Consider the following 23,423-nt stretch of genomic DNA (forward strand, 5'->3'; position numbering starts at 1 on the left):
GCTCTTAACATATTTTGTACAATTAATCCTATACAATATTTTTTTATACTGTCATGACTATAATTCCTTATCTCCTATGTTGTTGCAATGCAATTCTTTTATAGGTGTAAAAAGTAATGACAAAATAAAATATGTAAATCACCATAAATATAGCAACTGCTAACCCAGTATATTTTAAAATAATATTAATATCTAGCATCTGCTCTCTCAGAATCCTATTTAATATACCAGCGAGAGAAAATATAACAATAAAAGGCATAAGAATGGGAGTCAAAAAAAATAATAACATTTCTTTAAATGCTAGCCAACTAATCTGTTTCCAAGGAACTCCAAATTTATAGAGAATTGTATATTTTTTGTTGTTACTTTCCGCTACAGCCATCTGTTGAAATGCTAGCAAAGCTCCTACTAATATAGTAAAGATAATTCCCAAATATAGACAACAAAAAGAGGTAATCGTGTATCCGGTCAAAGAATTTGCAACCGTCCATGTCTTAACTAATACGCCAATCGTAGTATGCTGCGATAAAGTTCCCTCAATAATATAAGGCTTTAAATGCTCGCTAACTACAGTATACAATTCTTTTTTCATTTCTTTTGGTGCCGCAGGGTTCGTTGATACAATTAATCTTGATTTTTGTGTTGACAATCCTTTAACCACCTTATCCGGTACTACTAATGCATAGCCATTGGAACCTACCATCCAATATTGCTCAATTCCTTCGGTGTATACTGCAGTAACTGCTGGTAAAAGATTATTATTTACAATACGAATCGTTGGCTGTTCATTGATCTTATCTAGCATTTCTTTGGTATATATTTCTTCACAATGGACTATATATTCGTTATCTTTTAGATTCACCGGCTTTAAATTTAATTGTTTTCTTATATGATTATAATCAGATATTGCAAGTATTGGTAATTCAGGTAACTCTGCTGTCTCATAAAGCTTATAGTCCACATAATCTTTAACGTCAACTTGCTTTTTAATATAGGTTAATTCCTTTTCAAAACTTTCTATATCTGCATCTATTTTTATTGCAATATCATAAGGAGCAAAATTCTCAATATTTACAGTATAACTTGCTCCCATAAACAATCCGCCAGCTATCGTACTCATTGCTAACGTTAATAAAACTGCAATAACAGCCATTATTTTTCCTGTCGAATTAAATCTTGAACTAAATTGCCTCACTAGAAATAAGTTGGTTCCTTTGAATTTCCATTTCTCTACTTTATTTAATGATGCTGTAAGCACAACAGGGAAATATCTGTATACCTGAAGAATACTAAACAAGATACATATAGTAGCTATAGCTAAATAAATCCAAGCCATTTGTGAACTACAGACAAGTCCATACCATACAAACCATATACCCAATGGAAACAACACCAAAGCAATAAAAAACATCTTTTTTTGCTTAATTAAGTATTTTTTTGATGCCTCTTCATTTTTCTGAGAACCATACATTAAATCTATTATCTTTTTTCTGGTTAGATTCCGGATGATACGGATGGTAGAAATTATCTGCATTAGTATACTAAAAATAATTGTATAAAAAATTGGGAACCCGGACAAATTTACACTATATTGATGTGTACTATGAAATATACTCATTACATAGGAAGTCATACCTCCTGCAAATAATGCGCCTAAAACTACCCCTATACTCATAGCCAAAATAAACAGCATAATATTTTCCAAGTAAAATAATCTGTTAATATTTTTCTGTTCCATTCCCATAATTTTGTAGACAGAAAATTCTTTTTCGCGCTGTCCAATCATAAAATCAGCTGCATATCCAATTACAAATGCAATAATTATTGAAGCAAAAAATGTTAATAGTATAATACTGTTTTTAAATACAGGCATGGTATCGCTAAGAGACATAATATCTTTTGAAGAGGCCAATGCAGTAAAAGAATACATCAATGTTATTGCAATTATAATTGTAATATAATATGTAATATAATTTACTATGCTTCGTTTTATATTTCTTATGGCCAGTTTTACATACATTAACTCTGCCTCCTCATTTCCTCTTCTATCTCCATTATCTTTCTCCGCTTTTCCTCTAATGAAATTTTCTTTAATACTATATCGTTATAAATTTTACCATCTTTTATAAATATAACTCGTTGCGCATAAGAAGAAACAACACTATCGTGTGTAACAACCATAACAGTAGTTCCCATTTTTTTATTCATAAAATCAATTGTTTCCATCAATGTTCTTGAATTCCCACTATCTAAAGCTCCTGTTGGCTCATCTGCTAACACAAGCTTTGGTGAATGAATAACAGCTCTTCCACACGCACACCTCTGCTTTTCGCCACCCGAAATTTCATATGGATATTTTGTAAGTATATGTTTTATACTTAATTGTTCTGCTATCTCACTTACTTTTTCCTTTATTTTAGCTACTGACAAATGATTTAAAGTAAGTGCCAATGAGATATTTTCTTCCACAGTCAACGTATCTAAAAGATTATACTCTTGAAAAATAAACCCAAGATTTTCCCTTCTAAATTTTGCTTTTTGACTTTCATTAAGCATTGTTAAATCAGTTTCTTCAATTAATACATTCCCCTCTGTTGCATCATCAATTGTAGAGATACAGTTTAATAGGGTGGTTTTCCCTGAACCGGAAGAACCCATTATGCTAATAAATTCTCCCTCTATTACCTTGAAACTAATATCTTGAATTACTAACAAAGTATTATCGTCACAACCATACTTTTTCTTCAAGTGGTTTACACTTAGGATTTCTCTCATCTTTCTTGTGCTCCTCCTCTTCTAGCAATCTGTCTTTTGCAATCTTATTTAGGAACTTTTATTTTTTCAATAATTTGTCTTTATTTATATTATACTGTAGTCTCATCTTTTGATACTGTCAAGACTTTTACACAAAAACACAGATAACTGCCCATAATAAAAGCGGCTCCGAAACACTCAAAACCGCTAATTGTAAGTATTAATTTTTCTTTTCTAAATGACATTATATTTTTAATGTTAACAATTATATACATTTGTACCCCATTGGATATCTTTTAGAACACATGGAAGTCGTACCTGACTTTTATGAATCATACAAGTGGCATCTGACCACATGTCCAGCACCTACATCTTTTGCCTCTGGCACAATATCCTTACATATCTCCATACATTTACTGCATCTTGTATGGAATTTACAGCCCTTTGGGGGATTCGCTGGGGATGGGAGATTCCCCTGTAAAATAATGCGGTCAACATTGGCGGTTGGATCTGGAATTGGGATTGCACTAAACAAAGCCTGGGTATATGGATGAAGGGGATTTGTAAAAATCTCCTCTGTTGTTCCCGTCTCAACCAATCCCCCTAAGTACATGACTCCTACTGTATCACAGATATGTTCCACAACGGAAAGGTCATGAGAGATGAATAAATAAGTCAACCCATATTCCTTTTGTAAATCTTCTAACAGATTAATGATCTGTGCCTGGATTGATACATCTAAGGCTGAAACTGGTTCATCGCACACAATAAATTCAGGATTTAGCGCCAATGCTCTTGCAATACAGATTCTCTGACGCTGTCCACCTGAAAATTCATGGGGATAGCGATCCTTATGATAAGGCTGCAATCCACAGGAGGCCATAATTTTATTTAAATGTCCCTCATACGCTTCTTTTGAGACTAAATGATGTTCTTTGACTGCCTCACCAATGATTTCTCCTACCGGAAGTCTTGGGGAGAGGCTGGAATATGGATCCTGAAAGATTATCTGCATTTTCGTACGCAAATCTCGTAATTCTTTTTTGTTCAAACTATGAACTGGAATCCCATGAAACAATACTTCTCCATCGGTTTTCTCCATAAGTCTTAAAATAGTTCTTCCGGTTGTGGACTTTCCGCATCCAGACTCTCCCACGAGTCCCATGGTAGTCCCTTTTTCAATGGAGAAACTAACATCATCGACTGCTTTTAATGCTCCTTTCCCCTTTCCCAGAGCACCGCTTTTAATGGGAAAGTATTTTTTCAAATGTTTTACTTCTAATATATTGTCTGCCATACTTAACTTTCCCCCTTTCCCGTCGGGTGATCATAACGATAACAGCTTACGAAATGCGTGGGAGAAAGCTGAACCTGATCTGGATATTTTCCTTCACAAGCCTCTATGCACTGTTCACATCGATCTTTGAAATAGCAATAATCCGGCATATTAATTGGATTGGGTACTTTTCCTGGAATACTATATAACCGATCCATCTTTCTGCCTACCGCCGGTTTACTTTTCATAAGTCCAATGGTATAAGGATGACTGGGCTTAGCAAATATTTCCTCTGCAGTTCCCTTCTCAATTACACGACCCGCATACATAACCACAACTAGATCCGCCATCTCTGCAATTACCCCCAAATCATGGGTGATCAGCATGATACTACTATTGATCCGCTTCTTTAAATCCCTTAGAATATCAAGAATTTGTGCTTGTATGGTAACGTCAAGGGCGGTTGTGGGTTCATCTGCAATAATCAGTTCCGGATCACATGCAAGTCCCATGGCAATCATGACACGCTGACGCATACCACCAGAAAGCTCATGAGGGAACATTTTATATACCCCCTCACTATTGGCAATCCCAACAAGCTCAAGCATTTCTATCGTACGTTTCCTAACCTCTTCCTTTTTCATATCGGGAAAATGAAGTTTGATTACTTCATCTACCTGTAAACCGATGCGAAAGACTGGGTTAAGACTCGTCATTGGTTCCTGAAATATCATGGAAATCTTATTTCCCCGAAGCTTTTGCATCTCTCTCGCAGGCATTTTCGTAACATCCACGACTTCTTTTCCTGTATGAAACCGTATGGCACCTTCTACAACTTGCCCTTGAGGTCTTTGCACCAACTGCATAAGGGAAAGGCTTGTGACTGACTTTCCACAGCCCGATTCTCCCACAACTCCTACTGTTTTCCCCTTTGGTACATCAAAGGTTACCCCATTTACGGATTTAACAATCCCTACATCAGAAAAGAAATAAGTATGAAGGTTATCAAATTCAACCACGTTTTCGGAATTTTTCATTTCCGTAACGTATTCTTCTCTCGGTATCACGTTCCGATTCCTTTTCTTTTCAAATTCATCTGTAATTCTTCGATTTTCTTTTGAGATTCTCCTTGATTCCTTTGCAGATATATAATTCGCAGCTTTTGCGCTATTTTTCTGAAATAAAGCCATAATTTCCTCCATTTATACGATTTGCCAACGCACGGATATTCTTACCGCTTCATCTTCGGATCAAATGCATCCCGAAGACCATCACCAATAAAATTAAATCCTAATACGGTAATTAATATTAAGAATCCCGCCGGTATCCATATAAACCAGAAATTGGTCATAACATAGATATCGTTCACTGCGTTAACAATATTCCCCCAGGAAGCAAATGGATATTTCACCCCTAAGCCAAAGAAACTTAAAGTTGCCTCCATTAATATTACATTACCTAGCCCCATGGTTGCCATTACAATGAGCTGGGGAATTACATTGGGAATTAAATGTTTGAAAATCCTTCTTGAAATACGAATTCCAGTGGCCTCTGTTGCAATCATAAATTCTTGTTCCCGGAGGGATAAAATCTGCCCCCGTACCATTCTGGCTACTTGAGGCCAGCTTAGAATTCCCAATATAAGACATAAGAAATAAATACGAATACTGGGATTAATCTTCAAAAAGTCCATAACCGCACCTAAAATAATATATAAAGGCATTCCGGGAATGCAGTTAAATATATCTACAACTCTCATCAAAAGACTATCCAGCCAGCCACCAAAATATCCTGCAATTCCACCGATGGCGATTCCCAGTACTATTTCTAGTATCACAACGACAAATCCAATTAATAGGGAAATACGGCCGCCATACATCAGTCTTGTTATTACATCCATTCCATTCCCATCGGTTCCAAGCCAATGGTTTAAGGAAGGTGCTTCATATGTTTTATTTACCTGAGTGCTCATCTCTTTCTTCACCGTATATTGTTCATTGTTTCGTTCAATCGTATATACTTCTGTTTCCCCGTTCTCATTCTGATATTCAAGTTTCGTTTGATTTTGCTCAACTGCATTTTCTACTTCCTTTTTAAAGTCAATGGGAAGAAACAGATCAGAAGAGATGGCTCTGACATTAAAATGAGAGGCGCTTGCATATTCCTCGCCATCTACCAGAAACAATGCAGACATAGAGCCCTTTTTTCGTTCACAGGTATAGTTTTGATTATCCGCATGAAAGGAAGTTTTCTCTGCAATCATCGCTCTTTGAGCCTCTAGCTTAAATTCCCCGCTTAATTGCGTATCCTTTTTATATGTATTAAATATGAGGGTCGTTACGTTTGAGATTACTTCCGCTTCTGATATTACATTTAGCTTCCCGTTTTGTGTGATGACATACGTGGTTCCATTGATTCGAAAAGAATCTTTATCGTTGGAAAAAGCATCTGCATACGCATCTTTTACTGCATCTGTAATAACCGTTTCTCCTACCTGATTAAAAGAGCTGATTCCCTTAACGGTCATAACCGTTGCAATGTCATTTCGCTTCACTACTTGGTAAAAACCCTCTGCCTCGTTGATTAGACTATAATTTTCCCCTCCAGATTGAAAGGAAGTTTCTCCCTGATTAATAGCTAGAATCATATCTGCTTTTGCCAAAGCAGGAAACCTAGCCCCCTCTCGGTCTGTATACTGGTAATCTTTATTAACGTTTACACCAGCAAAGTCTTTTTGTGCTATTTCATAAGTACGAAACACTTCTCTTTCCCCATAGGGGGAAACCACTCCACCGATGAATGAAAAAACAAACATCGCAACAATAATGATAAGTCCAATTAATGCCAGACGATTTCGAAAAAAACGTTTTGCAACAAGCATTCCAGGAGATAATACCTTGACTCTTTGTTCATCATCTAGTGTTTTGATTTCCCTATTTTCTATCTGATTCTTTTCTTTGATATCAGCCATCGTATTCTCCCTCCTAATTGATTCTTACACGGGGATCAACAACCGCATATAATACATCTGCGGTGATTGTACCCAACAGCGTTAAAAATGCCATAAATATCATGTAAAACATCGTAAAAGGGATGTCGCCTTGTATCATACCCTGATAAGAGGTATACCCGATTCCAGGTATTTGAAATATCGTCTCCGTTACCATAGCACCTGCAAAGAGGCTCGGAATTGAACTTCCAAGTATTGTTACAATTGGGATCAGCGTATTACGAAATGCATGATAATTTACCACCTTGTGCTCTGAGAGTCCCTTCGCCCTTGCGGTTCGAATAAAATCAGAATTAAGAACTTCTAGCATATTGGTTCTGGTATATCTCATTAAACTTCCTACATTAATAATGGTTAAGGTAATCACTGGCAAGACGTAATGTTTTGCAATATCTAAGAATTGTCCAAAGGGACTTAGCTGCTCATGCATTCGGCCAACAACTCCAAACAAATCAAACCAACCGAGTTTAATCGAAAAGATCCATTTTAATAAAGTGGCGAGGAAGAAACTTGGGATGGAGATCCCCACCAATGCAAATACCGTGACTGCGTAATCTGTTTTACTATATTGTTTCTTCGCAGAAAGGATCCCAAGTGGAATGGCAATTACGATTTCCAGGATAAAGGAGGTTAGCCCCAGTGCAAACGAATGCCAGATTACCTTGCTGAATTTCTCCATAACTGGTACATTAAAATACCAGGAATCCCCAAAATCACCAACGATGGCTTTCCTTAACCACTTGCCATAGCCTCGAATGACTCCAGTATCAAGTCCATAGGATGCATTTAGCTGCTCCAACCATTCTGTATAACTCTTCGCGCCAGGTTGTGTGGATAATTGCCTTGCCTGTGTTTCCACGTAGCTCGTTGGCATACATCTCATAATTCCATAGATAATAAATGAAACAAAAAATAAAATCACAATACTTTGTAAAAGTCTTCTTGTTATAAATTTCCTCATGGAAAGCTCTCCTGTATTTTATTTCATTTCTATATTCTGGATCTCTTCCCACCACCGGTAGTAGGTTGATATATCTGGAGTAATGGTATCAACATTTACTCGTTCCGGGCTAAAGATAATACAATTTTGTCTCTGATAGATTGGTATTTCCACAGACCAATCAAGGATGATATCAAAGCACTGTTTATAAATCGCTTTTCTATATGTCTGGTCATCACTTGTTCTGGCTGCTAGAATTAATTGGTCTAATTCCGGGTCATTGAGTGCATAATGGTTGTCATCGGAACCACCTTTACCAAGTACATTATTACTGTGATATACTTGATACATATCTGGGTCTGGAGTTGCCTGCCATGCTGCACACCATAGATTCTGGGTCCCTGCATCTAAGGTGGTCCACAACTGGCTGCTATCTGCAAAGTCATTAATATCTAATGTAATTCCGATTTCTTCTAATGCTGCTTTGCTGTCTGTTAATACGGCAAAGGATGGATGATCTCCTGTTCCATCTGCACCAATAAGAATTTCATATTCTAACGCTCCACCTTCCGGTGCTTTTGTTACCTTCCCATCTGCTACGGTATAACCAGCTGCTTCTAAATACCCAAGAGCTGCTTTTTTAGCTGCTTCATATTTATCATCTGCAGACATGGAGTCTGTGTAAATTTTATTTCCTTCTACATCTGTGGAATATGCAATCTTGTAATCCGAGTCCGTTTTCTGTGGCGCTGCCCATGAGGTATTGGAAATCGGATACTGGATTACACTTGCTGCATCTCCATAGTAGGAGTCAATGGCTACATCCCGATACACGGAAAGAATGGTTGCAAGTGCTTTTCTTAAATTCTTTGAAGCGTCGGAACCTGGATCGCCTGCTACGTTTACCGTATTGGCATTGAGCCCAATATAACCGTAACCTAAATTATCCACTGTACTTACATACACTTTGTCTCCTGATAGTTCCCCATTGCTGTTTTCTCCTTTGATTTGATTAAAGATGGATTTACTTCCTGCTGGATCGGATATATCAATGGTTCCTTGTAATATCCCTGTTACTTTATCTGCATCGGAAGATTCTTTATATTGAAGATATTTAATCTTAGGAGCACCTAAGTAATAATTCTCGTTTGCTTCATAGTAAATAACTTTGTTTTCATATTTTACAAATTTGTATGGTCCTGCTCCCATAGGAGTTGTTGTTTTTTCTTTTACTACGGATAAATCCCCCCGCTTAAATCCAAATTTATTGTTGTCATAATCATACAAAGATGGATCCCCGTAGTAATGCATGGGAGCACATTCAACATCAAAGTTATAGAGCACGGTTGCATCATACCCATTTGTTTGAACCTGTACTTCGGTATCACTGATTTTTTTAATTCCCTCGATGTTTGGAACTTCCTTCCCTTCCCCACCACTTCTCTTTTGTTCTACTACATAGGTTTCAGCCAAGGCATTTACATCTGCATCAAAATTGTTTTCATCCTGAGCAAAGGCTTTTCCCAACGCTTTATAGTCGGTTCCGTACATAGCAATCAGATCCTGAAGCACCTGCTTTTCATCCGTGGCTTTTGTAGAATCATAAGTTTCATCTTTCGAATAAAAGAATGCAAATAGATCTTTTGTTTTGGGGTACTTTTCTGTATAGGTGGCATACGCTTCGTTTCCATAAAGTGACGCTGCCCAATCCAGTTCACTTGTTAACGTAGGAACGATAATTGTCTCTTTTATTTTAGCAGCCAACTCATCCGGCATCGCATCAATTGCTGCCTGAACTTCTTCTTTTGTAATGGAGTCTGCCGCTGTACTGTTTGCACGGTAGTTCTTCATACCGATAACTGGCTTGGAACCAAAATTTTCTCCACCATCGTAAGCGGGATCGGATAAAACATATAGGGTAAAGATAATATCATCTGCTGTTAAAGGTTTGCCATCACTAAATTTCACGTCATCTCGAATCTTAACATCATAGGTTGTGATATCAGTGGCTTTATCATAATTGGTGGTAATATTTGATAGACCATTATATGTATAATCGGTTCCATTATAAGGGATTGTCTCTCCGTCTTTCGCATTTGCGACTAAAGCACCGGAACGGTCAAACGTTCCAATCCTTACTTGTGTTATGATCTCAGCCTGTTTGTCATAATCCGAGTTACGGAAAAATGGACTGAATTTTTCACTAAAATGAGACATACCAACCACCAGTGGTACCTCCTCTGTTGTTCCTGCTAAAACCTCTTTGCTTCCTTTGTCCGCATCCTTTGATGCAGAATCCTTTAAACCGCATGCAGTCAATGAAGTAACCGTCATTGCAGCGACTAGAAAAAGAGCTAAACTTTTTTTCATCTTAAAATCCTCCTTTATTTTTTTATAAAGCAAGCGGCCGGCTTAGAGCCTTCCGCATACGATACGATTATGATAACGTAAGAGAAAGATAGAAATTCCTGCTATTAATATATTGGCAATACAAAAGCTTCCTTCCTTTATCAAATCAATTTCTTGAGCATATTTTATGAGAAAGACAACGTCCCCAATTCCCGCTGCCATACTTGCCATCATGATTCCAACGATAGAAAACTTCACTCGGTTGTAACATTTATCGTAAATGGCATATTCCATTGGCTGTGATTGTTTTGGTATTCTTCTATATCCCCGGATCAAAAAGGTCAGAGGCAAAAAGATGCATAGATAGGGGAACAATACATAAATGCAAAAACTCCCTTTATTGTTTAAGAATCCTGCTGCTGCAAAAATCAATACCAAAGCGATTATGGCAGCAAAAATCACGATTCGCATCTTTTTGTACTCTGCATTGGTTAAATGAAATTTGTAATAATCCCCTATATAACAGATTTCATCGATCCCCTTATAGTCTTTCCTATACTTATTCACCAGCTCCTCCTTATTCTCTTACACCAACTAGTGAATCTTTTGTTCCAGCTTTTTTACAATCCCCTCTATACATCCATCCTCAAAAGGATTGTCTAAACCAACTTCTTTTACCATATTCGTAAAGAAATCACTGGCAGATAAACGACAAAGCTTAAGATAACTGTCCCAGGCTTCTTTATAATTCTCATCCATTTTAACTTTATACTGGAATGCGCAAGTCTGTGCGATGCAATAATCAATGTAGTACAATGGATAATCATAGATGTGCAGCTGTTTCTGCCAAAACCCGCCTTTTTCAAAGTACGGACACCCCGTGTAATCCATATGTGGCCGATAAACCTTTTCAAGTTCTTTCCATGCGCCATGCCTTTCTTCTGGAGTCATTTCTGGATTTTCATATACGATGTGTTGAAATTCATCCACCATACATCCATATGGAATGAACGCAGCTGCTGCTTCGAGATGCATGGAGAGGTAATCATTCGTTCTCTCACCGAAGAATTTATTCATCCAAGGTTCTGTAAAAAATTCCATAGACATAGAATGAATTTCTGCTGTTTCCATTGTAATATCTGCATGTTCTTTGATGGGATCCATTCCGGAAAGATACCCTTGGAACGCATGCCCACATTCGTGTGTAATCACGTCTACATCACCACTTGTTCCATTAAAATTAGCAAAGATAAAAGGAGAGCGGTAAACAGGAAGGTAGGTCATATATCCACCTGCTTTTTTTGTCTTTCTTCCCAGAACATCAAACAACTGATTTTCTGTCATAAAATCAAAAAATTCTTTGGTTTCTTTCGAAAGATCAGCATACATGTTTTGACCTTCCACCATGATCTCTTCCGGTGTTCCAATGGGGGCTGGATTTCCATTTAAAAAATAAACCCCTTCATCGATATAAGATAATTTTTCAAGCCCAAGACGAATCCGTCTTCTTTCATGAAGCTGTTCCGCAAATGGTACGAAGTATTTTTTTATCTGATTCCGAAAGTTTTCTACCATGGCCTTATCGTAACAGTTTCTCTTCATTCGATAATACCCTAACCCCAAGTAATTATCGTATCCCAGTTCTTTTGCCTGTTTGGTACGATTCTTCACTAATTTATCATAGATCGCATCCAGTTCTGCCCCATTGGTTTCAAAGTAAGCACTGTACTTGTCATAAGCTTTTTGTCTTACGTTTCTGTCCTCATGACTCAAATATTTTCGAAGCAGAGAAAGATTAAGAATTTCCCCTTCCCAGTCAATTTCAGCACCGGCGATCCTCTTATCGTAGGCCGTGGTCAATGCGTTTTCTTCTTGCATCAAAGGAATGATTTTTTTATCAAACGCTTTCATGGTGATTTCAATATTTTTAAATGCAACGTTTCCAATCTTTTCTTCTAAAAAAGCACGGTATGGGGATTCATACATCTGCCTGGCATACATCACTTCCATATTAGAAAGTTCTGGCATAATCTGATCATAGTATGCTTGTTCCTGATCATAGAATTCATCTTTGGTATCAATGTCATGTCTGATTTGAGCGATGGTTGTCATTGTCTCTATTTCGTTTATGAATGCGTAATATTTTTTGTGAACCTCAAACTGTGCTTCTCCACTTTTTGCATCCGCAAATTCCTTCATGATCTGATTAAACTGTACCTGTTTTTCCTCAAGATCAATTCTTTGATATGGCATTTCTTTAAATTTCATTTTGCTCCTCCAATAAAAGTACGTCTTTTGCTTCTACTAACAAGTTACGAGTGGCCTCTTTGTTCATTTGATAATATACTTTATTATCTACCTTTTCTATATTAATGAGTCCCATAATCATAAGAGAACTCATATGATGGGATATCGTAGCCGTTGTGAGCTTCAATTCCGTGGCAATTTCTTGTCCATACGCTTTCTTATCCCGAATGAATCGTAAAATCTCAAATTTACTTGGGTCTGATAATAACTTTAACCCATTGTACAATTCTTCATTCGTCAATCGCTTTTTGGTCGCTCTGAACTCGCAGTCAAAGGTAATACCTACATCTAATATGTGGTAATCTCCTGCATTTTCATCATTCCCATTGAAAATAACTCTGTCACAGCACATAATCTGCGTTCGGATAAAAGCAGGTTTTCTTGGAAAACTATCTTCTTTTATATTATAGAAGCTGCTAATTAACTTCAAAAAATCATTTTCTTTAAAATATTCTATCCAATAATCGGATGATTCTTTCTTTAATTCTTCTAATATTTTTTCATGCTTCTTCATTCTTGCAATCATTTGATCCAGAATTTCAAAAAGCTTATCTAAGTGTTTTCCTGAGTGTTCCATTAATTCTAATAGCTGCCACTTCTGTGCTGGTTCACATTCTAGATTCCCGATCCGTTCGGTAAATGATACCGATTGATTTTTTTCATATACGGATGTCTCTATCTCAGTATTTGCTAATGTAAGTTCCATTGTGTTGTCATTCTTCAAATTATCAAAGGATTGCTTTATAAAGCGTTTCATTTCTTTCTTATCACTTGAAAAAACAGAGTGTTTAATACTTTGATATAATATTTTAGCAATACAAAGATCATCAAATACAAAACGTTTAAAATAGAACTTGATATCCTGATCTGCAAAATCCACATGTTTTTTTACATCCTCTTCAATACGACTTAATTGGTCTAATTGGTTGCTGATCTTCACATGTTCTTTTATATCTAAGCGTTTTAGCATGTCATTTTTTAAGTGATTATATGAATGATTATTCACAATTCGAAAAAGCAATTCTATGCTTTCCCTATAATAATCAATCTCTTCTATTACGGTATATTCTAATTTCATATGAAAGTTCCTTCCTCTTCTCTACTCAATACATAAATTAAAATATACATTTATTTACTAATTAATATGCATATCTTTTTATAAAGTTTATCATTAATTCGACGTTTGTCAATACTTCTCTTAGATAAACATCGAATATTATGAGGTTCATTTAATAAATAAAGTGAATTAAATATTTATTCAAAGCTTAATTGTTCACATTAACGTATCACAACCATCTAACTATAAGGTTCTACAATACAAAAAGAGGTTCACCAGTCAACCCAGTGAACCCCTCCACACTCAAAATCTTCCGATTTCAAGCCACTTATTCAATTCTTACGCTAAATAGTATCAATCTCAAAAGTTATCTATTATTCAATGCTGCCTGTGCTGCTGCCAATTTTGCAATCGGTACTCGGAACGGAGAACAAGATACATAATCGAGTCCGATTTTATGACAAAACTCAACGGAGGTTGGATCTCCTCCATGCTCCCCACAGATCCCCACATGCATATCAGGACGTACACTCTTTCCCAGTTTGATGGCTGTCTCCATGAGCTTTCCAACTCCGATTTGATCCAACTTTGTAAACGGATCGTTCTCAAAAATCTTGGTATCGTAATACGAATCCAGGAACTTTCCTGCATCATCACGGGAGAATCCATACGTCATCTGGGTTAGATCATTGGTTCCAAAACAGAAGAATTCTGCATCCTTAGCAATCTCATCTGCAGTCAGAGCCGCTCTTGGAATCTCGATCATGGTTCCCACTTCATACTTTAAACTGCTTCCAACAGAGGCAATCTCTTCATCTGCCGTCTCAACCACAATCTTTTTCACAAATTTCAATTCCTGCTTATCACAAATCAGAGGAATCATAATCTCTGGACATACCTTCCAATCTGGATGATCTTTTTGAACCTTGATCGCCGCACGAATGACAGCCTTCGTCTGCATTCTAGCAATTTCTGGATATGTAACAGCAAGACGGCATCCTCTGTGACCCATCATAGGATTAAACTCATGGAGTGAATTAATGATGTTCTTAATCTGTTCCACTGTTTTCCCCTGTGAATCTGCCAATCTCTTAATATCTGCTTCATCCGTAGGAACAAACTCATGAAGGGGTGGGTCTAGAAAACGAATGGTTACCGGATTCCCCTCCAAAGCTTCATATAGTTTTTCAAAATCTGCCTGTTGTACTGGTAGGATTTTTTCAAGAGCTGCTTCTCTCTCACTTACTGTATCCGAACAAATCATCTCACGGAAAGCATCAATTCTGTCCCCTTCAAAGAACATATGCTCCGTCCGGCAAAGACCGATTCCTTCTGCACCCAGTTCTCTTGCCTTCTTCGCATCCGTTGGTGTGTCAGCATTGGTTCTGACTCTCAGTTTTCTAAACTTATCTGCCCATTCCATAATTCTTCCAAATTCACCATCAATCGTTGCAGCCATGGTTCCGATAATGCCATCATATATTTTACCTGTAGATCCATTAATCGATAACCAGTCACCTTCGTGATATTCTTTTCCATGTAGAACAAATTTCTTATCAGCTTCGTTCATCATAATATCGGAACAGCCAGATACACAGCAAGTTCCCATACCACGCGCAACCACTGCTGCATGGGAAGTCATACCCCCTCTTACCGTTAAAATCCCTTGTGCCGCTTTCATTCCTTCAATATCTTCAGGAGAAGTTTCCAAACGAACCAGAATCACCTTTTCCCCTTTTTCTTTCCATGCCTTCGCTGTTTCAGCTGTAAACACGATCTTTCCGCAAGCCGCACCTGGAGAAGCCGCCAATGCTTTTCCAATCGGTTCTGCTTTCAAAAGTTCTGCTGTGTCAAACTGTGGGTGAAGAAGTGTGTCTAAATTTCTCGGATCAATCATCCGAATTGCCTTCTCCTCTGAGATCATATATTCATCCACCAGATCACATGCAATTTTTAATGCAGCCTTTGCCGTTCTTTTTCCATTCCGGGTCTGAAGCATATATAATTTCTTATCTTCAATGGTAAACTCCATATCCTGCATGTCTTTGTAATGATCTTCTAATATGCTGCAGATTCCAACAAACTTATGATATACCTTCGGCATTACCTCTTCCAGATCCTGAATCTTTTGAGGGGTACGCACTCCAGCAACCACATCTTCTCCCTGGGCATTCATCAAGAACTCACCCATCAGGCATTTTTCACCTGTCCCAGGATCACGTGTAAATGCAACTCCAGTACCGGAAGTATCCCCCATGTTCCCAAATACCATCATTTGAACATTAACCGCTGTTCCCCAGGAATATGGAATGTCGTTATCCCGACGGTATACATTCGCTCTTGGATTATCCCAAGACCGGAAAACTGCTTCGATGGCATCTATTAGCTGTTCTTTGGGATCATCTGGGAAATTGGAACCAATTTTTTTTCGGTACTCTTCTTTAAATTGGTTGGCAAGTTCCTTTAAATCCTCTGCAGTCAAATCCACATCCTGAGTGACCCCATTCCTGTCTTTCATCTGGTCAATCAGTACTTCAAAATGTTTTTTTCCTACTTCCATAACTACATCGGAAAACATCTGAATAAATCTTCGGTAGCAGTCCCATGCCCAGCGTGGATTGCCAGACTTAGAAGACAATATTTCAACAACTTCTTCATTTAATCCAAGATTTAAGATCGTATCCATCATACCAGGCATAGATGCCCTGGCACCAGAACGCACGGAAACCAGAAGAGGATTTTCATTATCACCAAACTTTTTGCCAGTGACTTTCTCCATCTTTGTAATGTGCCCCATGATCTGCCCCATAATCTCGTCATTAATTTTCTGCCTGTCTTCGTAATACTGAGTACATGCTTCCGTTGTGATTGTAAACCCCTGTGGAACCGGAAGTCCCAGATTCGTCATCTCTGCCAGGTTTGCACCTTTGCCACCCAACAAATTTTTCATGTCTGCATTCCCTTCGGTAAACAAATAAACCCATTTTCTTGCCATAAGTAAATATCCTCCTCAAAATGTGTTAATTTTGCTGCTTCTCCGCTGGTTTCCATAGCAGATAAGCCCTGAAAATATTATAGCACAATTAAAGGACTAGTAAAGATCTTTTCTTAGATTATTCTGTGTATTTTTCTCTTTTTTAGATACAATTATGTTGAAAGCCCTTACAATGTCAGTCTATTTCCGATATGCGATTATTGTTCGTATATGCGATTTGCGTTCTACTTTTTTCACTTTTATTCATCAAAATTCGACAAACCACAAACGTAAACGCCTCTGCTACTGGCATCACCGACCAGATGCCAATTACCCCAAAATATAAGGGCATCACAAAAACCAGAATGCTGCTTAAAATAATACCGCGAAGCAGACAGATCGCCATGGCATAGCCTGACTTCATGGTGGATTGGAACCAGGTACTGTATAGTATATTAAATCCCATAACTGCAAAAGATAAAAAATAAATCCTAATTGCTGGGATTGACATGGATAATATCTCTTCCGTAGGGTTTACAAAAGCCTTTGTGACCAGAGACGGGAAGCATAGCCCAATTCCCACAAATAATATCCCCAATAGGCAGACCGTTCTTTCGCCCAGATGACGGATTTGTTTGATTCGTTCTTTCTTATTCGCTCCAAAATTCATAGCAACCAAAGGCTGTACAGTCTGAGCTACTCCACTATTGACAGATGAAACGATAAGAGCACTGTTTGAAATGATTCCATAGACGACCACTCCTATATCGCCCACGTAGGTAAGAAGCTGTCTGTTAAATAAGAAAGTTACGATTCCATTGCAGACCTCCAGTAAAAAACTAGAAAATCCATTTACAAACACCTCCTTTGCTTTGTTCCATGCTGTAATCGGGACAAATTTTAATGAATTGTCCTTTGAAAACAGATGAGTCAGTAATATAAGAAGCGTCAATGATGTTCCAAGAAGCGTCGCAGTTGCCGCACCTGCCATTCCCATGCCAAGAGGAAATATCAAGATATAATCCAGTATAATATTGAAAACACCTCCTGCAATCACTCCAATCATCGCCAGTTTTGGTGCCTTATCATTGCGGAGAAAGGTCTGAAAAAATGCAGAAAAAAGAAACAACGGAGCCCCAAAGATCAGGATCCTTCCATATTCCCTCACCATCGAATCCATGGCTTCATTTCTGCCCAAAAATTTTGTAAAAGGATCAAAAAAAAGCTGACCTGAAGTCACATAAAACACACTGAACAGCGTGGCCAAAAGAAAGGAAATGGTAAAGTACTCCTCTGCTCCTTTTTCATCTTTTCTACCTTTTGAGATAGACATAAGTACCCCTCCACCTGTACCAAAGAGCAATCCTGTCGCAAAATACAGGCTAAATAAAGGAAGAAGTATGTTTAAGGCTCCTATCCCAATGGCACCAACTCCTCGACCAATCATTAAAGTGTCTGCTAGTATATAAATAGAAGTAACCAACGTAGCACTGATCGAAGGAATTAAATATCGCAAAAATAATTTATTGACCGAATCTTCTAATATATTTAGTTTTTTCATACTGTTACCTCACTTTTATTCTCGTACTAGTTTAACATTATTTTATTAAATGGCAAGTAGGAAACACATCTAATTTTCAAGCCATGAATTTTATTAACAAGAAGAGAAACCTTTATTTTATTTTTTTTCCAGAATAACAACAATTAAGATTGTCTCACAAGCAGAAATATGATACATTATTCTTATCACTGTAAATGAATCAACCATAGGAGGAAATAGAATTATGAAAAAGAGAGTTCTCGCATTAGCGATGGCAGTTATGATGACTGCCGCATTAAGTGGGTGTGGAGCATCCAAATCCGGAGATGCTACAAAAGCAGCCGATACTTCTGAGACTACCACTGCAGAAACAACCGGTGCCACATCGGTAAAATCGGATTCATCAGATGGGTATGAGCTTGCACTGGTTACAGACTTAGGAACTATTGATGATAAGTCTTTTAACCAAGGAGCTTGGGAAGGCATGAAAAAGTATGCAGAAGAGAACGGAATCTCTTACAAATACTATCAGCCGCAAGAAGGCACCACCGATTCTTATCTTGAAACCATTGGTTTGGCGATTGAAGGCGGTGCGAAGCTGGTCGTTTGTCCAGGATATCTGTTTGAAGAACCTGTATACCTTGCTCAGGATCAGTTCAAAGATGTTCACTTTATTCTTCTTGACGGGGAACCTCACAATGGTGATTATACTGATTACAAAACTGAATCGAACACAATGCCGATTCTCTTCCAAGAGGACGAGCCTGGATTTTTAGCAGGTTATGCGGCTGTAAAAGATGGCTACACGAAACTCGGCTTCTTAGGTGGTATGGCTGTTCCTGCAGTTATCCGTTACGGATATGGATTTGCAGAAGGTGCTGATTACGCTGCCAAAGAGATGGGCATCGACAATATCGATCTCATGTATAACTATACCGGTGCATTTGCTGCCACTCCAGAAGCACAGTCTATGGCTGCTTCTTGGTATCAAAACGGCACTGAAGTTATCTTCTCCTGCGGTGGAGCAGTTGGAAACTCTGCTATGGCGGCAGCTGAAGAGAAAAACGCAAAGGTAATCGGAGTAGACGTTGACCAGAGTTTTGAATCTGAGACCGTTGTTACATCTGCGATGAAGCAACTTTCGATATCCGTGTACGACGGTGTAACTGCTTTCTATAAAGATGAATTCCCTGGTGGAGAGACAAGTATATTCTCTGCAAAAAATGATGGAATCGGTCTTCCTATGGAAACTTCCAAATTTACTAAGTTTACTTCTGATGATTATGATAAGATTTATAAGGATTTAAAGGAAGGAAAAATCACCCTGATTCAACCCTCACAAGAAAACAACAATCCTACCGTTGATTTAAAACTAGAAAAAACTAAAATTAACTTTGTAGAATAGTCTACAAAAGAAAGGAGATGCCGTATGTTCACCAGTCTAAACCGATCTGGTCCCTTACGGCATCTTTTTTAGTCTCATAGATAATTAAATCGAAACTGTTTAACGAATCAGGTACCAAGTCCATGATAGGTACTAATAGAAGGGGGATTTTATGGACTATATTATTGAGATGCTTCACATCACAAAAGAATTTCCCGGTATCATTGCCAATGATGATATTACAATCCAGTTAAAAAAAGGGGAGATACATGCTCTTCTTGGTGAAAACGGAGCTGGGAAATCCACTCTTATGAGTGTCTTATTCGGTTTATACCAACCGGAAAAAGGCGTCATTCGAGTTCGACAAAAAGAGGTACAAATCACAGGTCCTCTAGATGCCAATACGCTTGGGATCGGTATGGTACATCAACATTTTAAGTTGGTGGAAAATTTTACAGTACTTCAAAATATTGTTCTGGGAATGGAAAGTACGAAGTTCGGCTTTTTGAAAATGGATGCCGCGCGCAAAAAGGTAATGGAATTAAGTGAAAAATATAAATTATTTGTAAATCCAGATGCCTTGGTTTCTGATATTACAGTTGGAATGCAGCAACGTGTCGAGATACTAAAAATGCTTTATCGTGACAACGAGATCATGATATTTGATGAGCCCACTGCAGTTTTGACTCCTCAGGAAATTGATGAATTGATGCAGATCATGAGATATCTGGTAAAAGAAGGAAAATCCATTCTATTCATCACACACAAACTAAACGAAATCAAGTCGGTAGCAGACCGCTGTTCCGTTCTGCGCCGGGGAAAATATATAGGTACTGTGGCCGTCGCCGATACGACTCCAGAAGAGATGTCTGAGATGATGGTAGGTAGAAAAGTCAATTTAACCGTTGATAAAAAACCAGCCACGCCAAAAGAACTTGTTCTTGAAGTAAAGGATTTAACGGTTCAGGCAAAAAAAGAAGGCCATACAAAGAAACTGGTAAACAATGTTTCTTTTCAAGTAAAACGGGGAGAGATCGTATGCATCGCTGGAATCGATGGCAACGGACAAACCGAACTCATCCATGCGATTACTGGAATATCCGATGCAAGCAATGGTCAAGTATTCATTAACGGAACCGATATGACAAAAAAAAGCATCCGGTATAAGAATACCCACGGACTGTCCCATATTCCAGAAGACCGCCACAAGCATGGTCTGGTTCTTGAATATAGTTTGGCATACAATCTGGTCCTTCAGCAGTATTTTGAGAAGGAATTTCAAAGAGCTTCGTTCCTAAAGAACGACCGGATCTATGAATATGCCAATCAGTTGATTGAAGATTATGATATCCGAAGCGGAGAAGGGCCTTTTACGGTTGTGCGCAGTATGTCAGGAGGAAACCAGCAAAAAGCCATCGTCGCCAGAGAGCTCTCTAAATCTCCTGATATTCTTTTGGCTGTACAACCTACAAGAGGACTTGATGTTGGTGCCATCGAATATATTCACAAACAATTGATCTTACAACGAGATTCCGGATCAGCCATACTTTTAGTTTCTTTAGAACTAGATGAAGTAATGAATTTAAGCGATCGAATCCTTGTTCTGTACGAAGGTGAAATTGTAGCTGACTTGGATCCAAACGACATTACAGTCCAGGAATTGGGGCTTTATATGGCCGGTGCCAAGAAAAAAGGAGGCAAATCATGAATCAGAAACGGACAAAGGATTATTCCGGCATCTTCTCTTCCGTATTTGCCATTATACTGGGACTGATCGTCGGACTCATTATTTTATTCTCATGTAATTATGAACAGGCACTTCCAGGATTTTTCACCATATTATCTGGACCGTTTACACATGGACTCAAGGGAATCGGACAGGTTTTTTACTATGCAACTCCTATCATATTAACCGGTTTGTCCGTTGGCTTTGCATTTAAAACCGGACTATTTAATATCGGTACACCAGGTCAGTTCATCATGGGTGCCTTTGGTTCGGTTTATGTAGGGATTCTCTTTACATCACTTGGAAAGACCCAATGGATCGCCGCACTTTTTGCAAGTATTTTAATGGGAGCTATCTGGGGACTTGTTCCTGGGATATTAAAAGCCATTTTTAATGTAAATGAAGTGATCTCTTCCATTATGATGAATTATATCGGAATGTATCTGGTTAACTGGATCGTAAAAAGCAATAAACCTTTGTTTAACAATATGAGGAACGAATCCCGTAATGTAGCGGATACTGCAGTTATCCCTAAGATGGGGCTGGACAAGTTGTTCCCAGGCTCTAGTGTAAACGGCGGAATACTGATTGCTATCCTAGTTGTTATAATAATCTGGTTTGTTTTAAATAAAACAACGTTTGGTTATGAATTACGTGCCGTCGGCTTTAACCGGGATGCCAGTAAATATGCGGGAATCGATGAAAAAAATGGTATTATTTTTTCTATGATGATTGCAGGCGCGATTGCCGGACTTGCCGGAGGTTTATTATACCTTGCTGGTACTGGGAAACATATCGAAATTAAAGATGTGCTGGCACCAGAAGGCTTTACTGGGATTTCAGTCGCTTTACTTGGATTAAGCAATCCAATTGGTGTCCTGTTCTCTGGAATCTTTATCGCATTTTTGACAGCCGGCGGTTTTTACTTACAGCTTTTTGATTTTTCAAAAGAAATCATTGATATCATTGTCGCAGTCATCATCTATTTCAGTGCATTTGCACTGATGGTAAAACTTTTAATTGCTAAAATCATTCGGCATAAAAAAGAACGTTCTGTGAAAAGCGAAAAGGGAGGAAAAACATCATGAATGTAATTTATTTTATCGTTCAACAAACCATGTATTTCATGATCCCTCTTATGATCGTAGCGTTAGGTGCCATGTTTTCTGAACGAAGTGGTATCATAAACATAGCTCTAGAAGGTATCATGACGATGGGAGCATTTACCGGAATCTTGTTTCTAAATTTTACTGGAAACTCTATGAGTGGACAACTTCAGCTTATCCTTGCCGTATTGATTTCCATGGCAACTGGTCTGATTTTCTCTTTGTTCCATGCTTATGCATCTATCAATATGAAAGCAGATCAGGTAATCAGTGGTACGGCACTTAACATGTTCGCCCCCGCATTTGCAGTCTTTGTTGCCCGTGTAATCCAGGGAGTACAGCAGGTTACCTTTAATAACACGTTTCGGATTAATTCCGTTCCGGTTCTTGGAAAGATTCCTTTCCTAGGTCCTCTTCTGTTCCAGAACGCTTACATCACCACTTATATTGGATTTGCCATCTTATTGCTCTCTCTCCTGGTTCTTTATAAAACCAGATTTGGTCTCAGACTACGTTCCTGCGGAGAGCATCCTCACGCAGCAGATTCTGCCGGAATTAACGTATATCGGATGCAATACGCAGGGGTTATGATTTCAGGTGCACTGGGAGGACTTGGAGGTTTGGTTTTTATCGTTCCCACCTCCACTAACTTTAACGCTGATGTGGCCGGCTATGGTTTCCTGGCATTGGCAGTTTTAATATTCGGTCAGTGGAAACCACTCAATATTATGATGGCTTCTCTGTTTTTCGGATTGATGAAAGCTATCGCTGCTTCCTATTCCGGAATCCCATTTTTAAGTGCTTTTGGAATCCCAAGCTATTTCTATAAGATGATTCCTTATATCATAACGTTAATCGTATTGATTTTCACCTCCAGAAACTCACAAGCTCCGAAAGCAGAGGGAATTCCATACGATAAAGGTCAAAGATAAGAAAACGCCTTGCATTCTCATTGGATGCAAGGCGTTTTCCATATTCATTCCCTTCACATAGGGTGAAT

Annotated in this window: 16 protein-coding genes; 4 read left to right on the plus strand and 12 right to left on the minus strand. The window is 38.2% G+C overall.

The window, feature by feature from the left end; genetic code table 11:
- Positions 1–67: 67 nt before the first annotated feature.
- The 12 genes from EFT72_RS05560 to EFT72_RS05620 form a co-directional block, all read right to left on the minus strand.
- Entirely contained in the window at positions 68–2,020 is a 1,953-nt protein-coding gene (locus EFT72_RS05560) for an ABC transporter permease (protein ID WP_124065924.1), read from the minus strand.
- Positions 2,020–2,775, minus strand: a complete 756-nt coding sequence (locus EFT72_RS05565; RefSeq protein WP_124065925.1) for an ABC transporter ATP-binding protein — start codon at positions 2,773–2,775, stop codon at positions 2,020–2,022. Before EFT72_RS05565 ends, EFT72_RS05560 begins: the two co-directional genes overlap by 1 nt.
- Before the next feature lie 304 nt (positions 2,776–3,079).
- Positions 3,080–4,051: an oligopeptide/dipeptide ABC transporter ATP-binding protein gene (locus tag EFT72_RS05570; protein WP_124065926.1), complete on the minus strand. Its 972-nt coding sequence runs from the start codon at positions 4,049–4,051 to the stop codon at positions 3,080–3,082.
- A gap of 2 nt (positions 4,052–4,053) precedes the next feature.
- A complete protein-coding gene (locus EFT72_RS05575) occupies positions 4,054–5,067 on the minus strand; it encodes an ABC transporter ATP-binding protein (protein ID WP_347561848.1) in 1,014 nt (337 codons plus the stop codon).
- Between the two features lie 194 nt (positions 5,068–5,261).
- The gene (locus EFT72_RS19630) at positions 5,262–7,001 is read right to left on the minus strand and encodes an ABC transporter permease (RefSeq protein ID WP_243109955.1); all 1,740 of its coding nucleotides are present in this window, start codon (positions 6,999–7,001) and stop codon (positions 5,262–5,264) included.
- Between the two features lie 13 nt (positions 7,002–7,014).
- Positions 7,015–8,001, minus strand: coding sequence for an ABC transporter permease (locus EFT72_RS05590; RefSeq protein WP_124065928.1), 987 nt, complete (start codon positions 7,999–8,001; stop codon positions 7,015–7,017).
- Between the two features lie 18 nt (positions 8,002–8,019).
- On the minus strand, positions 8,020–10,350 hold the full coding sequence (locus tag EFT72_RS05595; protein WP_124065929.1) for an ABC transporter substrate-binding protein: 2,331 nt from the start codon (positions 10,348–10,350) through the stop codon (positions 8,020–8,022).
- Between the two features lie 42 nt (positions 10,351–10,392).
- Entirely contained in the window at positions 10,393–10,896 is a 504-nt protein-coding gene (locus EFT72_RS05600) for a hypothetical protein (RefSeq protein ID WP_124065930.1), read from the minus strand.
- Positions 10,897–10,923: 27 nt separating this feature from the next.
- Positions 10,924–12,597 carry a M3 family oligoendopeptidase gene (locus tag EFT72_RS05605; protein WP_124065931.1) on the minus strand — a complete coding sequence of 558 codons (1,674 nt, stop codon included), beginning with the start codon at positions 12,595–12,597 and terminating at the stop codon, positions 10,924–10,926.
- Positions 12,587–13,714, minus strand: a complete 1,128-nt coding sequence (locus tag EFT72_RS05610) for an ArsR family transcriptional regulator (protein ID WP_124065932.1) — start codon at positions 13,712–13,714, stop codon at positions 12,587–12,589. The genes EFT72_RS05605 and EFT72_RS05610 overlap by 11 nt, the downstream gene beginning before the upstream one ends.
- Before the next feature lie 346 nt (positions 13,715–14,060).
- On the minus strand, positions 14,061–16,688 hold the full coding sequence (ppdK, locus tag EFT72_RS05615; RefSeq protein WP_124065933.1) for a pyruvate, phosphate dikinase: 2,628 nt from the start codon (positions 16,686–16,688) through the stop codon (positions 14,061–14,063).
- Between the two features lie 175 nt (positions 16,689–16,863).
- Positions 16,864–18,228, minus strand: coding sequence for an MATE family efflux transporter (locus tag EFT72_RS05620; RefSeq protein WP_124065934.1), 1,365 nt, complete (start codon positions 18,226–18,228; stop codon positions 16,864–16,866).
- A 223-nt stretch (positions 18,229–18,451) separates the two neighbouring features.
- On the opposite strand from EFT72_RS05620, the gene EFT72_RS05625 reads away from it, so the two are divergent.
- From EFT72_RS05625 to EFT72_RS05640, 4 genes are all read left to right on the plus strand, one after another.
- A complete protein-coding gene (locus EFT72_RS05625; RefSeq protein WP_124065935.1) occupies positions 18,452–19,612 on the plus strand; it encodes a BMP family ABC transporter substrate-binding protein in 1,161 nt (386 codons plus the stop codon).
- A 151-nt stretch (positions 19,613–19,763) separates the two neighbouring features.
- The gene (locus tag EFT72_RS05630; RefSeq protein ID WP_124065936.1) at positions 19,764–21,299 is read left to right on the plus strand and encodes an ABC transporter ATP-binding protein; all 1,536 of its coding nucleotides are present in this window, start codon (positions 19,764–19,766) and stop codon (positions 21,297–21,299) included.
- Entirely contained in the window at positions 21,296–22,405 is a 1,110-nt protein-coding gene (locus EFT72_RS05635) for an ABC transporter permease (RefSeq protein ID WP_124065937.1), read from the plus strand. The genes EFT72_RS05630 and EFT72_RS05635 overlap by 4 nt, the downstream gene beginning before the upstream one ends.
- On the plus strand, positions 22,402–23,355 hold the full coding sequence (locus EFT72_RS05640) for an ABC transporter permease (RefSeq protein ID WP_124065938.1): 954 nt from the start codon (positions 22,402–22,404) through the stop codon (positions 23,353–23,355). The genes EFT72_RS05635 and EFT72_RS05640 overlap by 4 nt, the downstream gene beginning before the upstream one ends.
- Positions 23,356–23,423 lie beyond the last annotated feature (68 nt).

It is taken from the genome of Clostridium sp. E02 (assembly GCF_003833015.1).
Classification (GTDB): Bacteria; Bacillota; Clostridia; order Lachnospirales; family Lachnospiraceae; genus Lacrimispora.

Coding starts and splice junctions, on each gene's coding strand:
- EFT72_RS05560 (WP_124065924.1), bottom strand. CDS start 2,020: ATGTATGTAAAACTGGCCATAAGAAATATAAAACGAAGCATAGTAAAT.
- EFT72_RS05565 (WP_124065925.1), bottom strand. CDS start 2,775: ATGAGAGAAATCCTAAGTGTAAACCACTTGAAGAAAAAGTATGGTTGT.
- EFT72_RS05570 (WP_124065926.1), bottom strand. CDS start 4,051: ATGGCAGACAATATATTAGAAGTAAAACATTTGAAAAAATACTTTCCC.
- EFT72_RS05575 (WP_347561848.1), bottom strand. CDS start 5,067: ATGAAAAATTCCGAAAACGTGGTTGAATTTGATAACCTTCATACTTAT.
- EFT72_RS19630 (WP_243109955.1), bottom strand. CDS start 7,001: ATGGCTGATATCAAAGAAAAGAATCAGATAGAAAATAGGGAAATCAAA.
- EFT72_RS05590 (WP_124065928.1), bottom strand. CDS start 8,001: ATGAGGAAATTTATAACAAGAAGACTTTTACAAAGTATTGTGATTTTA.
- EFT72_RS05595 (WP_124065929.1), bottom strand. CDS start 10,350: ATGAAAAAAAGTTTAGCTCTTTTTCTAGTCGCTGCAATGACGGTTACT.
- EFT72_RS05605 (WP_124065931.1), bottom strand. CDS start 12,597: ATGAAATTTAAAGAAATGCCATATCAAAGAATTGATCTTGAGGAAAAA.
- EFT72_RS05610 (WP_124065932.1), bottom strand. CDS start 13,714: ATGAAATTAGAATATACCGTAATAGAAGAGATTGATTATTATAGGGAA.
- ppdK (WP_124065933.1), bottom strand. CDS start 16,688: ATGGCAAGAAAATGGGTTTATTTGTTTACCGAAGGGAATGCAGACATG.
- EFT72_RS05620 (WP_124065934.1), bottom strand. CDS start 18,228: ATGAAAAAACTAAATATATTAGAAGATTCGGTCAATAAATTATTTTTG.
- EFT72_RS05625 (WP_124065935.1), top strand. CDS start 18,452: ATGAAAAAGAGAGTTCTCGCATTAGCGATGGCAGTTATGATGACTGCC.
- EFT72_RS05630 (WP_124065936.1), top strand. CDS start 19,764: ATGGACTATATTATTGAGATGCTTCACATCACAAAAGAATTTCCCGGT.
- EFT72_RS05635 (WP_124065937.1), top strand. CDS start 21,296: ATGAATCAGAAACGGACAAAGGATTATTCCGGCATCTTCTCTTCCGTA.
- EFT72_RS05640 (WP_124065938.1), top strand. CDS start 22,402: ATGAATGTAATTTATTTTATCGTTCAACAAACCATGTATTTCATGATC.